Below are 13,499 nucleotides of genomic sequence, written 5' to 3' on the forward strand. Positions count from 1 at the left end.
CGTGTCCCGGGAGACGTCCCGGGACACGCGACGCCGCGGTGTCGGAGTCCAGGAGCTCGAGTCCCTAAGGAAGTGCTGACTTTGGCAACCACGCCCGGCGACATTCGGCTCCACCGGCTGGACAACCCCGTGCGCAACTACGCATGGGGCTCGCGGACGACCATCGCGGAACTGCAGGGCAGACCTGTGCCCAGTGCCGAGCCCGAAGCGGAGGTCTGGATCGGGGCACACCCGGCGGCGCCGTCCAGGATCGCCACGGGAACGGACATGCTGGCCGCGATCGAGGCGGACCGTGCGGGCCTGCTGGGCCCCGGACACGACCGCCTGCCCTTCCTGCTCAAGATCCTCGCGGTGGCGAAGCCGCTGTCGATTCAGGTGCACCCCGACCCGGAGCAGGCCGCACGCGGGTTCGCTCGTGAGGAGGCGCTCGGCATCCCGCGCGACGCCCCGCGACGCAACTACCGCGACGACTGGCCGAAGCCCGAACTGCTCTACGCCCTCACCTCCTTCGACGCGCTCTGCGGCTTCCGTGAGCCGGGGGACGCCGTCCGCCTGCTGCGGGATCTCGACGGTACGCGGCTGCATCGCGTCGCGGACGTACTCGAGCGGCGTGGCCTTGAGGAAGCATTCGGCCTGCTCAACTCCTGGCCCGACGACGATCGATCCGCCCTGGTCGCCGAGGTGCGCGGGGGCGGTCCCGAAGCGGCGCACCGCACGGCAGCGAAGATCGCGGAGGACTACCCCGACGATCCGGGGTGCGTCACCTCGCTCCTGCTCAACCTGATCACGCTCCGGCCCGGACAGGCCCTGTACGCCCGGCCGCGCACCATCCACGCCTACCTGCGCGGGACCGCTGTCGAGATCATGGCGTCGTCCGACAACGTGCTGCGCGGCGGCCTCACCCCCAAGCACGTGGACAAGGCCGAACTCGCGGCCGTCACCGACTTCACCCCCTCGCGGCCTGAAGTGGTGGAGCCGCTGACGCTGCCCACAGGCGAGGAGCTGTATCCCACTCCCGCGCGACAGTTCCAGCTGACCAGGCTGCGCCCGGGACCCGTCATCAAGGTGCCGAGCCCCGGCCCCGGCGCGATCCTCTGCATCGCGGGCTCCATCCTCGTCACCCGAGGCCGCACCGTCGAACGCCTGAGCCCCGGAGAGGCGCTGTTCGTGCCGTACGACGGCGACGACGAGCTGCTGATCGAAGGCGACGGGTCGGGCTTCCGGGCATCGGTCCCCGCCGCCCCGGTCACCTGATGACCGTGACCGCGCCCTCCTCCGGATACCGGGCGCGCCGCGTGGGCCCCGTTTTGCCCAGCCCGCGACGGCGGGCACTATGGAGGGAACCGCGTCATAAGAGGGGGACGAATGCCGCGAGTGCGGGAGCTTGAGGTCTTCCGGCTGGTCCTGCCCTCCGGCAGGCGCTCGGAGAGCCTCCTCGTGAAGCTCACCGACTACGCGGGCATGACGGGGTGGGGCGAGGCCCTCGCCCCACAGCCCAAGACCTGGTCCAGGCTGGAGGAGTCGCTCGGCGCCCTGCTGGTCGGCCTCGACTGGGAGCACCCCGACGCCGTCCCCGCCACCGACTCGGCCGTCGACATGGCCTGCTGGGACCTGTGGACCCGGATGCGCGGCGTCCCGCTGGCCTACGCGATCGGCGGCACCCGCACCTCGCTGATGGCCACCGTCCGCCTGGAGCCCGACAAGTCGGTGGAGCACCTCGTCACCCGGGTCAACCAGCAGGTCTGCGCGGGCTACGGCCACGTCACGCTCGACGTCCGGCCCGGCTGGGACGTCGAGCCGGTGCGCGCCGTACGGCAGGCGTACCCGGCGCTCACGCTGGCCGTCGACGGCGGCGGCGCCTACGCCGACGGCGGGCAGCTCGTGGCGCTCGACTCCTACGGCATCCAGGTCATCGAGCGTCCCTTCCCGGTCGCCGACGTCCACGCCCACGCCGAGCTCCAGGACCAGGTGGCCGCCTCGGTCGCGGTCGAGGTCCGCTCGGCGGCCGACCTCGACGACTACCTGACGCTGCGGGCGGCCCGGGTGCTGCTGCTGCGCCCCTCCGCCTTCCCCACGCTCACCGAGGCCCGCCGGGCCCACGACCGCGCGGCGGCGGCCGGCTGGGACATCCAGTGCGCGGGCGGCCAGGGAGCGGGCCTGGCCAGGGCGGCCACGGTGGCGGTCGCCAGCCTGCCGGGCTGCACACTGCCCTGCGACGTCACCCAGCCGCCCCGCCAGAACCAGATCGTCACGCCCATCGTGGGGGCGAACGCCGGGGTCGTCGCGGTGCCCCTCACCCAGCCCGGCCTGGGCCACACCATCGACGAGGCCCGGGTCCGCCGCCTGTCCAAGGACCACTTCCGCGCGTGACGCCCGCGTGATCCCCGGCCCTGCCTTGATCGCGACAAGGGAGGCGCGTGGACGGGGTCCTCAGCCCGAGGGCGACAGGGCCGCGTCGAGGAGGAGGGCGCCGGCGCCGAGCAGGGCGGCGTCCCGGCCCGCGCGGGCGGGGGCGATCTCCAGGTCGCGGGTCGCCAGCGGCAGGCACCGCTCGTACACCGCGGCCCGGATCGAGGTGATGAGCGGCTCGGCCGCCGAGAGGCTGCCACCCACGGCCACCACGTCCGGGTTGAAGAAGTTGACCAGCACCGTGAGCACCTCGCCGATGCGGCGGCCCGCGTTGCGCACCATGCTGGTGGCCTCCGGGACCGCGTCGTTGACCAGGCCGACGATGCCGGAGGTGTGGGCGACGGTGATGCCCGCGTCGGCCAGGGCGGAGGTCAGGGCGGCGCCGCTGGCGTAGGCCTCCAGGCAGTCGTGGTGGCCGCAGGCGCAGATCACCGAGGAGTCGGACAGGACGCGCACGTGGCTGATGTCGCCGGCCGCGCCGCGTCCCCGGTGCAGCCGGCCGTTGACGATCACGCCGCAGCCGATGCCGGTGCCGACCTTGAGCACCATGAGGTTCTCGTGGCCGGGCCACGAGCGGGCCTCGCCGGCGGCCATGAGGTTGGCGTCGTTCTCCACGAGCACGGGCAGGTCGTAGCGGGCGCGCAGGTGCTCGGCCACGGGGAACTCGTTCCAGCCGGGCATGCGCGACGGCGTGACCACGCGGAGCGTCGCCGGGTCCACCGGCCCCGGGATGCCGGTGCCGACGCCGCGCAGCGGCACGCCGGGCGGCACGTGCTCGTCGAGGAGCCGCTCGAAGGAGTCGGACAGCAGGTCGAGCGTGGCCTCCGGGCCGTCGGCGATCTCGCAGGGACGTTCCTCGACCACCAGGGGCGCGCCGCTGAGGTCGAGCAGGCCCAGGCGGACGTGGTGCGCGCCGAGGTCGGCCACGGCGAGCACCCCCGCCGCGGACGACAGGGACAGGCGTCTGGGCCTGCGCCCGCCGCGCGAGGTGCCCGAGCCCTCCTCGGCGAGCAGGCCCGCCTCGATCAGCTCCTCCACCCGGAGCGAGACGCTGGACGCGGCCAGCCCCGACAGACGGGCCAGGTCGGCGCGTGACTCGGCCCTACCTGTGGCGACGAGCCGTAACAGGTCCCCCTGCGCACCCTGCACGGGCAGCCGCTGCTTCATGTGAGATGAATACCATCAATCTACTTCGACCAACAACGTATTGACTTAGTACGAATTCTACCACTACGGTCCGCTTTATCTTCGACATCGAAGGAAGTGGATGCTCATGAAGAAGATTATCGCTGTCGTCGCCGTTTCGTTCTTAGGCCTGGCGGCCTGCGGTGAGGCGAGCAGTCCCGCCGTGCCAGGCCCGTCGAAGAGCGGCACGGACGTCATCGGCCAGGCGCCCGTCGCCGCCGCCTCCGACATCCTGCCCGGCTCCACCATGGAGAAGATCAAGCAGCGCGGCGAGCTCATCGTCGGCGGCTCCCTCGACGCCCCGCTCCTCTCCCAGCAGAACCCCGCCACCGGCGAGGTCGAGGGCTTCGACGCGGCGCTGGGCAAGGCGCTGGCGAAGTACATCATCGGCCGGCCCAAGGTGAAGATCGTCAACTCGGCGTCGGAGACCCGGGAGGCACTGCTCAGCAACGGCACCGTGGACGTCGTCTTCCAGACGTACACGATCACCGAGGAGCGGGCCAGGCAGGTGGCGTTCGCCGGGCCGTACTACACCTCCGGCCTGACGATCGCGGTGAAGAAGGGCACCTCCGGCATCGCCAAGCCGGAGGACCTGAACGGCAAGAAGGTGATCGCGGGCGCCAACACCCCGGCCATCCCCGCGATCAAGAAGCTGGCACCGCAGGCCGAGATCATCACCTTCGGCAGCGACCCCGAGTGCCTCCAGGCCCTCACCCAGGACCGCGGCGTCGCCTACGTCCAGGACGAGACACTGCTGATCGCCGCCGCCAAGAAGGACCCGTCCATCTCGATCGTCACCAAGCCCTTCACCGTCGACCCGTACGGGATCGGCCTGAAGCATGGGGACGACCAGTTCAAGACGTTCGTCAACGCCTGGCTCGGCAAGATCCAGGCGGCCGGCGTCTGGCAGCGGATCTGGAAGGACTCCATCGGCACCGTCGTGACGGGCGACGCACCCCAGCCGCCCAGGATCGGCTCCGTACCGGGGTCCTGATGTCCGTACTCCTCGATCACCTGCCCGAACTGTGGCAGGGACTGATCGTGACGATCCAGCTCACCGCCGCGTCGTTCCTCGGCGCGGCGGTGCTGGGCGTGCTCGTCACCGCCCTGCGGGTCAGCCCCGTCCGGGTGCTGCGCGCCATCGGCACCGCGTACGTCGAGACGTTCCAGAACCTGCCGCTGCTGGTGCTGCTCGTGCTGGCGTTCTTCGGCCTGCCGACGATCGGGCTCAAGGCCGAGCCACTGGTGACGGCCGTCGCGGTCATCTCGGTGTACGAGGCGGCGTACATCGGGGAGGCCCTGCGCTCCGGGGTGAACTCGGTGTCGAAGGGGCAGGGCGAGGCGGCCCGCGCGATCGGGCTGACGTTCACCCAGTCGCTGCGGCACGTCATCCTGCCCCAGGCGCTGCGCACGGTCGTGCAGCCGCTCGGCAACATCGCCATCGCCCTCACCATGAACACCGCCCTGGCGGGCGCCGTCAGCATCGTCGACCTGACCGCGGCCGCGCAGCGGGTGAACCTGGTCGAGGCGCAGCCCATCCCGATCTTCGTGGGGGCCGGGGTGGCCTACGCGCTCATCGCCGCCTGCGTCGGCTTCGTGACCGGGCGGCTGGAGAGATGGCTGGTGATCCTGCGATGAGCGGCGTGACCAGCACCGTCCTGTTCGACGAGCCGGGACCACGGGCGAGGCGCCGCATCCGCGTCGCGACCGTCCTCGGCGTGCTCGCCGTCATCGCGCTCGCCGTGCTCGCCGTGCGGCAGTTCGCCGCCAACGGCCAGCTCGACCAGGCGAGGTGGCAGCCGTACGGCACCTGGCCCATGTGGCGATATCTCCTGACAGGGCTGTGGTCCACGGCGCTGGCCGCCGTCGTCTCCGCGGCGCTCTCCATGGCCCTGGGGCTCGTGCTGGCGCTGGGACGGCTGTCGCCGCGGCGCTGGGTGCGCGGCCCCGCCGCCTCCTACGTCGAGGTGGTCCGGACCGTCCCGGCGCTGCTGCTGGTCTACGTGGTGCTGTTCGCCCTGCCGCGCTACGGGCTGGACCTGCCGCTGTTCTGGAAGCTCGTCGTGCCGCTCACGCTGTCCAACGCGGCGGCCTTCGCCGAGATCTTCCGCGCCGGCGTCCTGTCCGTCGAACGCGGCCAGACCGAGGCCGGCCTCGCCATCGGCCTCACGCGCTGGCGCACCATGCGCCTCATCGTGCTGCCGCAGGCGGCCCGCCGGGTGCTGCCCTCGATCGTCAGCCAGTCGGTCGGGCTGCTCAAGGACACCTCGCTCGGCTACGTCGTCAGCTACGGCGAGCTGCTCTACAGCGGCAGGGTCCTGGCCAACTACAACGGGCTGCTCATCCAGACGTACATCGTCGTCGCGCTGGTCTACCTCGCGGTCAACCTGTCACTGTCCAAGCTGGCCCGCACGCTGGAGGCCCGCCAGCGCCGGAGCTCGGCCGGCCTCGCCTCACCGGGAAGGAGCTCCGCACGTGCCTGAGCACGCCGTACTCGCCGAGGTCGTGCGCTCGGGGTTCACCGAGAGCGTCCACTACGGCGGCGCCGTCGGCCTGGACCCGTCGGGCCGGGCCGAGGTGGCGCTCGGCCCGGTGGACGCGCCGGTGCTGCCCCGCTCGTCCGGCAAGCCGTTCCAGGCGCTCGCCTGCCTCACCGCGGGCGCCGCGCTGCCCGGGCCGCGCCTGGCCATCGCCGCCGGCAGCCACACCGGCGAGGACTTCCACGTACGGCTGACGGCCGAGCTGCTCGCCGACTACGGGCTCGGCTTCGAGGCGCTGGCCTGCCCGCCTTCGTGGCCCGAGGACCAGGCGACGGCGCGCGAGCTGATCAGGCAGGGCCTGGGCCCGTCCCGCGAGCGCATGAACTGCTCGGGCAAGCACGCCGCCATGCTGGCCGCCTGCGTGGCCAACGGCTGGGACGTGCCCTCCTACCTGTCGCCGGGACATCCCCTCCAGCGGCGGGTGCGCTCGATCACCGAGGAACTCGCCGCCGAGAAAGCGGTCCACGTGGCCGTGGACGGCTGCGGCACGCCGCTGTTCGGGCTGTCGCTCACCGGCCTCGCGCGGGCCGCGCAGGCGCTCGTGCTCGCACCGCCCGGCAGCGGGCCCCGCCAGGTCGCCGACGCCATGCGCGAGCACCCCGAGTACGTCGGCGGCACCGGCCACCAGAACACCGAACTCATGCGGGCGCTGCCCGGCGCGGTGGCGAAGGGCGGCGCGGAGGGCGTGCTGGTCGTCGTGCTGGACGCGGGGCACTCGGCCGCCGTCAAGGTGATCGACGGCAGCCCGCGCGCCACCACGATGATCGCCCTGGCCGTGCTGCGGCTCATGGGCTGCGACGTGTCGCCGGCCGAGGCGTTCGAGACGGTGGAGGTGCTGGGCGGCGGGGTGCCGGTGGGACGGATCGTCACACCGCTCCGCAACCCGCGGTGAGGTCCGTCGCCGTGCCCGGGGACGAGCCCGGCCGGGGCGTCTTCTTCGTCACCGGCTTGCGGGAGCCGGCCGGGGAGGAGGAGGGCGCGCCGGTCGTTGACAGCGTCGGTGACGCCGTCGGCGAAACGGGCGCGCCGGCGGAGGGCGAGGCGCTCGCCGCGAGCGGGCGGGAGACGCTGGAGTCGCGCAGCGCCTTCCTGGTGATCTCGCGGATCTTCTCCCAGTCGGGGTAGCCGGTGTTGATCAGCGGCGGCACGAACTGGACGCTCGTCACCTTGGCGTTCTTGACCCGCAGCGCGAGCGGCACCAGGTGCTTGAGCATCGGCCGCGGGATGTCGGTCCTGATCAGCTCCTTGGTGGCCAGCGCGATCTGGTTGAACCGGGTCAGCACCGTGGCCGGGTCCGCCTGCTTCAGCAGCGCGCCGATGACGCAGCGCTGGCGGCGCATCCTGGTGAAGTCGTCGCTGAAGGTGCGCGAGCGCGCGTACCACATCGCGTCGGCGCCCTTCAGCTTGCGCGTGCCCGCCTTGACCAGGCCCTCGTTGTACCTGCCGAACACCACGTCCTGCTCGACGTGCAGCCGCACCCCGCCGATCGCGTCGATCAGCCGGGCGAACCCCCACATGTTGACCAGGGCGTACCAGTCGACCTTCAGGCCGAGGGTGTAGCCGATCGTGTCCATCAGCACCTTGGGGCCCTGGCGCTGCTTCCCGCCGAAGATCTCCGGGTGCGCGTCGGCGTACTCCCAGACGCTGTTCAGCAGGTCGCTGCGGCCGCCGCCGGGGTCGGGGGGCAGCCGGAACCCGCCCGGGAAGCGCGCGGCCATCGGCGTGCCGGGACGGAACCGGACGTTCTCCAGGTTGCGGGGCAGGCTGATCAGCACCGTGTTGCCGGTCCTGAGGTCGACGCTGGCCACGTTCATGCTGTCGGTGCGCACGCCCGTCCGGTGGTCGTCGGCGTCGCCGCCGATCAGCAGGATGTTGACCCGCTGCCGCCCGGCCCACGGGTCCTCCGGCCGCACGCTCTCCCCGGCGCTCGGGGTGCCGGTCGCGGGGTCGTCGAAGATGCTGTTGAGCATCTGCCGGGAGGCCCACACGTACTGCGCGGTCAGCCCGAACGGCAGCACCACCGCCACGGCGATCAGCCCGGCCAGCGTGCCCGTCAGGATCTGCCCGCTCTGCGCGAGCCCGCCGGGCCGCAGCACGACGAACGAGTGGACGACCAGCACGAACCAGGCCACCCCGAGTGCGGCGGAGCCGACGGTGATCGCCGTGAGCCAGGAGTTCTCGGTCAGCGTGCCGAGCAGGTTGTCCGTCGTCAGCGCCACCCCGAGCAGCGCGATGATCCCGGCCAGGTAGCAGCCGAGCAGGGCCAGCCCCGTCCTGCGCCAGCCCATGCGCAGGTGCGCCGCCCCGGGGACCAGCGCCGAGAGCGCCAGCCAGCCGAGGACCGCCCAGGCGCCCACCGGTTTCGTTGCCTGCGTCACGCCATCCCCGTTCCCCGCTGGCCACACCGTAGGCCGAATCGAGGCGGCAGCCTACGCACCCAATGCGAAATATGTCGTTATGTGTGAGTGAACATCTGGCGGCACCCTCGGATCCCCTGACGGCGAGCGCCGCGACGTCGTCACATTGAACCGCCCCCGGCCGCCCCGCGCGCGCACCTTTGCCATGCACGGAATGTTGATCGTAAAGGGTCCGCGGGGCAGGGTGCCCTTATCGTGTCTAACATGTACGAGATCACCGTTCTGCCCATGCCGCCCGACTTCGAGGGCGAGGTCGTCGCGACGCTCGTCTCCAGGCGGGCCGGGTCCCGCAGGGCGGTCCTCTACCTGCACGGCTTCACCGACTACTTCTTCCAGGACCACCTGGCCGAGCACTACCTCGGCCGCGGCGTCGACTTCTACGCGCTCGACCTGCGCAAGTACGGCAGGTCGCTGCTGCCCCACCAGACCAGGGGCCTGATCAGGAGCGTCACCGACTACTTCCCCGAGATCGACGAGGCCGTCCGCCTGATCAGGCAGGATCACGACGAGGTCACCGTCAACGCCCACTCCACCGGCGGCCTGATAGCCGCGCTGTGGGCGGACCGGGTCCGCGGACGCGGCCTGGTGCAGGGAATGGTGCTCAACAGCCCGTTCTTCGACCTCAACGTGCCCACCCCGCTCCGCCTGGCCGCCGACCTGCTCAGGACGCCGCTCTCCTACAGCCGCCGGCCGCTGCCGCTCGGCATCAGCACGGTCTACGGCCAGACCCTGCACCGCTCCCACCAGGGCGAGTGGGACTACGACCTGGAGCTCAAACCCCTGGGCGGCTTCTCCGTGCACGCCATGTGGCTCGCCGCCATCCGCCGGGCGCAGCGGCGGCTGCACGCCGGGCTCGCGGTCGACGTGCCCGTGCTCGTGCTCGCCTCCACCAAGGGCCTGCGGGTGCGCGACTTCGTCCCCGAGGCGCAGTCGGCCGACATCGTGCTCGACCCGCGCCACATCGCCCGCTGGTCCACCGCGCTCGGGCCGCACGTCACCTGCGTACGGGTGCCCGACGGCCTGCACGACCTGGTGCTGTCGGCCGAACCCGTGCGCAAGCAGGTCTTCGCCGAGATCGACCGCTGGACGACCGCCTACGTCGGGAGTCACCAGGGGAATGAGAACAGCCCGTAGTACGCCGCCGCCACCAGCAGCAGCCCCGTGCCGCCCAGCACGCCGGCGATCGCCACGTGCTGCCACCGGCTCGGCCGCATGCCCTCCCGCAGCCCCGCGACGACCGCCGCCACCGCCGTGACCTCCTGCACGAGCATCAGCACGGCCAGCACGCGCACGATCAGCCAACCGGTCAGCACGGCGGGCCAGGCCCCGGCCTGGTTCACCGAGAACAGCACCAGCACCGTGATGAACGCCACCACCGACAGCAGCAGCCCGAGCCCGGTCCACACCATCCTGCTCAGCCTGCGCTTGATCGGCTGCCACAGCCTCGCGTTCGTCTCCGCGGGCACCTGGTAGCGGCCACGCAGCCGTACGAGCATGACGGCGACCGGGCCGGCCACGTAGCCGACGGCGGCCAGGCAGATCGTCAGCCCCAGCATCGTGCCGCCCGCGTACCACGGCGCCGCGGGCACGTCGCTCGCCTCGAAACGCTGGACCGGGGTCGCGCCCGCCAGGTGCACGCTCGGGACCGCCGTGCCGGGCAGCCCCTCGATCCAGTTGGTCAGCGTCTCCAGATAGCCCCGGGTGAACGGGCCGCCGTTCACCCGCATCGCGTGGTCGCCCCCGGCCAGGAAGCGGATCGTGTAGCGGTCGTTGCCGCCCTCCGCCAGCGCCGTGGTCAGCGCCCTGGTCGACTCCACGAACGGTATCGACGGGTCGGTCGTCCCGTACAGGGCCAGCACCGGCTGCCTGACCTGGCGCATGGCCGGCATCGCGTCATGTCGCAGGAAGTCGAAGCCGACCGCTCCCATGGCCCGCGTCAGCAGGTCCCGCACGCCGATCGGGGCGCGCAGGCGCAGCAGCTGCTCGTTCAGCGCCCACGCCACCTGCCTGAGCGGCGAGACGTTCGGCGACGACACGAGGACCACGAACCCCACCGCGGAGCTCCTGGCCGCCGCGATCGGCACCACCCAGCCGCCCTCGCTCACGCCCCACAGCCCGATCCGGGCGGGGTCCACGTCGGGGCGCGCGGCCAGGTAGGAGACCATGCGCAGCGTGTCGTCGGCCAGCAGCCCGAAGTCGCGGTCGCGGAAGTTGTAGCCGATCGTCCGCTTGTCGTAGGCGAGCGTCACCACGCCGGCCTTCGCCAGGAACTCGGCCTGCTCCGTGAACTCCTCCCGCGACCCGTTGCCCGAACCCGACACGAACACCATCGCCGGATGGCGCCCCGGCCTGAGCGGCGCGCGGACCGTGCCCTCCAGGGCCTGCCCCTGGGCCGGGACGGAGATCTCCCGCCGGCTGATAGGGTCGATCGCGATCACGGGGCGCAGCTCGCCGGCCGGCTGCGCGGCGAGCGTGACGAACTCCTCGTCGGCCCGCAACGGCGGAGGGTCGAACCCCGGTGGCAGAACGTAGCCGACGGAGGCCAGAGCCACCAGCACCAGGCCGGCGGCGACGCTCAAGGTGCCACGGCCCCTGCGCATTGGCCTCCCCATGTGCGTTGGTTTGCCCCTCGATCATCCAGCCTACTCCCGGGCGGTGTTCCAGAGGGGACCGCATTTGTCGGCGGGAACTGTTAGCTTCCTGCGACATGCGGATCCTGCACACCTCCGACTGGCACCTCGGGCGCTCGTTCCACCGCGAGAGCCTGATCGAGGGGCAGGCGGCGTTCATCGACCACCTGGTCGAGACGGTGCGGGCCGAGCGGGTCGACGTCGTCGCGGTGTCGGGTGACGTCTACGACCGGGCGCTGCCCCCCGTGGACGCGGTGGCCCTGTGCAACGAGGCGCTGCGCCGCCTGGTCTCCGCTGGCGCCCGCGCCGTGCTGATCAGCGGCAACCACGACTCCGCGCGGCGCCTGGGCTTCGGGGCCGACCTGTTCGACGCGGCGGGGGTGCACCTGCGCACCGACCCGTCACGCGCCTGGGATCCGGTGACCGTCGACGGCGTGGCGTTCTACGGCATCCCCTACCTGGAGCCCGAGCTGGTCCGCGCCCCTTGGGAGCTGTCCGAGCGGAGCCACACCGCCGCGCTCACCCACGCTATGGCGCGCGTCCGCGCCGACGCCGCGCGCCACCGCGCCTCCGTCGTCCTCGCCCACGCCTTCGTCACCGGCGGGCAGGCCAGCGACAGCGAGCGTGACATCAGCGTCGGCGGGGTGGCCCACGTGCCGCTGGCGGCGTTCGAGGGGGTCGACTACGTCGCCCTCGGCCACTTGCACGGCCGCCAGCGCATGTCGGAGACGGTCCGCTACTCGGGCTCCCCTCTGGCCTACTCCTTCTCCGAGGCGGGCCAGGTCAAGGGGTCGTGGCTGGTGACGCTCGACCCCGGGGGGCCGTCGGCCGGGGTCGGGTCCGCCGACTTCGTGCCCGCGCCGGTGCCGCGCCCGGTCGGCGTGCTCCGCGGGCTGATCGACGACCTGCTCACCTCGCCCTCCCACACGCCGTACGAGAACCACTGGCTGCAGGTCGTCCTCACCGACCCGGTCCGCCCCAAGTCGGCCATGGACCGGCTGCGCGCCCGCTTCCCGCACACCCTCGCGCTCTCCTTCGCCCCCGTCGGCGCGGCCCCGGCCGCCCACCAGGTGCGGCTGAGCGGGCGGCCCGAGGCGGAGGTGGCGCTCGACTTCGTCCGCGAGGTGCGCGGCGAGCCTGCCGCACACGAGGAGGAAGAACTGCTAAGACGGGCGATCGAGGAGTCGAGGGCGAAGGAGACGATGGCGTAGATGCGGCCGCACCGGCTCTCCCTCACGGCCTTCGGCTCCTTCCCCGGCACCGAGACCGTCGACTTCGACGCGCTGGCGGAGGCGGGCCTGTTCCTGGTCCACGGGCCGACGGGCGCGGGCAAGACGACGATCCTCGACGCGCTCTGCTTCGCCCTCTACGGCCAGGTGCCCGGCCAGCGCAACAGCGCCCGCGCCCTGCGCTGCGACCACGCCCCGCCGTCCACCGGCCCGTCCGTCGCGCTGGAGGTGTCGATCCGGGGGCGCACCCTGCGCGTCCGCCGCTCACCCGCCTGGCTGCGGCCCAAGCTGCGCGGATCGGGGTTCACCGAGGAGAAGACCAAGGTCGTCGTCGAGGAACGGGCCGGCGCCGCTTGGCAGGCTCTCACCACGAGATCCGACGAGGCGGGCGACCTGATCGGCGGGCTGCTCGGCATGAACGCCGACCAGTTCTGCCAGGTCGCCATGCTGCCGCAGGGCGACTTCGCCCGCTTCCTGCGCGCCGACGGCGACGACCGCCGCAAGCTGCTCGAACGCCTCTTCACCGTCAAGGTGTTCACCCAGGCCGAGTCCTGGCTGGCCGAGCACCGCAAGCGGATGTGGCGGGAGCAGTCTGAGTTGCGGCAGCAGGTGGACTTCGCCGTCCAGCGCCTGGAGGAGGCCGCCGGCGACGACCTCCACCCCAGCGCCGCTCCGGTTGCCTCTCCAGCCGCCTCTCCGGCCGACTCGCCGCCCCCCGCCTCGGCGACCGGATCCCAGAGCGCCTCTCCGGCCGGCGCCGGGCCCTCGGTCGCGGGGGAGGAGCCGAGCCCCGAGGAAGATCCCCTGCGCTGGGCCGGTGCCCTGCTCGACGCCGCCCACGCCGTCGTCGCCCGCACGGTCACGCTCCACGCCGAGTCCGAGCAGGCGCTGCGTCAGGTGCGCTCCCGGTTCGAGCGGGCGTCCGCCCTGGCCGATCGGCAGCGCCGCCACGCCGAGGCGCTGACGCTGCGCCGTACCCTCGACGAACGCGCCGACGAGCGCGCCGACCTGCAGGCGGTGCTGGACGACGCCGCCCGGGCCGACCGCGTGCTGCCGTTGATCACAGCCGCCCGCCAGCGCGCCGAGGCG

At 72.4% G+C, this 13,499-nt stretch carries 12 protein-coding genes; 9 read left to right on the forward strand and 3 right to left on the reverse strand.

From position 1 onward, the window contains the following. Positions 1 to 81 precede the first annotated feature (81 nt). Positions 82 to 1,254: a mannose-6-phosphate isomerase, class I gene (manA, locus tag DQW85_RS36570; protein WP_205315676.1), complete on the forward strand. Its 1,173-nt coding sequence runs from the start codon at positions 82 to 84 to the stop codon at positions 1,252 to 1,254. A 111-nt stretch (positions 1,255 to 1,365) separates the two neighbouring features. Further along, positions 1,366 to 2,370, forward strand: coding sequence for an enolase C-terminal domain-like protein (locus tag DQW85_RS36575; protein WP_205315677.1), 1,005 nt, complete (start codon positions 1,366 to 1,368; stop codon positions 2,368 to 2,370). Between the two features lie 60 nt (positions 2,371 to 2,430). Here the strand turns inward: DQW85_RS36575 and DQW85_RS36580 are convergent, their stop codons facing one another. Continuing rightward, positions 2,431 to 3,576, reverse strand: a complete 1,146-nt coding sequence (locus tag DQW85_RS36580) for an ROK family transcriptional regulator (RefSeq protein ID WP_240197666.1) — start codon at positions 3,574 to 3,576, stop codon at positions 2,431 to 2,433. 106 nt (positions 3,577 to 3,682) lie between these two features. Between DQW85_RS36580 and DQW85_RS36585 the strand changes: the two genes are divergently transcribed. From DQW85_RS36585 to DQW85_RS36600, 4 genes are read left to right on the forward strand one after another with little or no spacing between them, the layout of a single operon-like run. Further along, a complete protein-coding gene (locus tag DQW85_RS36585) occupies positions 3,683 to 4,588 on the forward strand; it encodes a glutamate ABC transporter substrate-binding protein (RefSeq protein ID WP_240197667.1) in 906 nt (301 codons plus the stop codon). Continuing rightward, the gene (locus tag DQW85_RS36590; RefSeq protein WP_113704320.1) at positions 4,588 to 5,232 is read left to right on the forward strand and encodes an amino acid ABC transporter permease; all 645 of its coding nucleotides are present in this window, start codon (positions 4,588 to 4,590) and stop codon (positions 5,230 to 5,232) included. The genes DQW85_RS36585 and DQW85_RS36590 overlap by 1 nt, the downstream gene beginning before the upstream one ends. A 5-nt stretch (positions 5,233 to 5,237) precedes the next feature. After that, positions 5,238 to 6,077 carry an amino acid ABC transporter permease gene (locus tag DQW85_RS36595; RefSeq protein ID WP_240197668.1) on the forward strand — a complete coding sequence of 280 codons (840 nt, stop codon included), beginning with the start codon at positions 5,238 to 5,240 and terminating at the stop codon, positions 6,075 to 6,077. Continuing rightward, complete coding sequence (locus DQW85_RS36600; protein WP_113704322.1) at positions 6,070 to 7,026, forward strand: asparaginase; 957 nt, start codon at positions 6,070 to 6,072, stop codon at positions 7,024 to 7,026. The genes DQW85_RS36595 and DQW85_RS36600 overlap by 8 nt, the downstream gene beginning before the upstream one ends. Here the strand turns inward: DQW85_RS36600 and DQW85_RS36605 are convergent. After that, positions 7,001 to 8,512 (reverse strand): LCP family protein, encoded by a 1,512-nt coding sequence (locus tag DQW85_RS36605; RefSeq protein WP_240197669.1) that lies wholly within the window; start codon positions 8,510 to 8,512, stop codon positions 7,001 to 7,003. The two genes, DQW85_RS36600 and DQW85_RS36605, sit on opposite strands and share 26 nt — an antisense overlap. Positions 8,513 to 8,755: 243 nt before the next feature. On the opposite strand from DQW85_RS36605, the gene DQW85_RS36610 reads away from it, so the two are divergent. Further along, positions 8,756 to 9,685 carry an alpha/beta hydrolase gene (locus DQW85_RS36610; protein ID WP_113704324.1) on the forward strand — a complete coding sequence of 310 codons (930 nt, stop codon included), beginning with the start codon at positions 8,756 to 8,758 and terminating at the stop codon, positions 9,683 to 9,685. Here DQW85_RS36610 and DQW85_RS36615 read toward each other — a convergent pair. Continuing rightward, positions 9,658 to 11,151 carry an alpha/beta hydrolase family protein gene (locus DQW85_RS36615; protein ID WP_113704325.1) on the reverse strand — a complete coding sequence of 498 codons (1,494 nt, stop codon included), beginning with the start codon at positions 11,149 to 11,151 and terminating at the stop codon, positions 9,658 to 9,660. The two genes, DQW85_RS36610 and DQW85_RS36615, sit on opposite strands and share 28 nt — an antisense overlap. Before the next feature lie 107 nt (positions 11,152 to 11,258). Between DQW85_RS36615 and DQW85_RS36620 the strand changes: the two genes are divergently transcribed. Further along, positions 11,259 to 12,392, forward strand: a complete 1,134-nt coding sequence (locus tag DQW85_RS36620) for an exonuclease SbcCD subunit D (protein WP_113704326.1) — start codon at positions 11,259 to 11,261, stop codon at positions 12,390 to 12,392. After that, the coding region (locus DQW85_RS36625) for an AAA family ATPase (protein ID WP_162795670.1) at positions 12,393 to 13,499 on the forward strand (1,107 nt) is incomplete at its 3' end.

This window comes from Nonomuraea lactucae (genome assembly GCF_003313395.1).
In the GTDB taxonomy this organism is placed as follows: Bacteria; Actinomycetota; Actinomycetes; order Streptosporangiales; family Streptosporangiaceae; genus Nonomuraea; species Nonomuraea lactucae.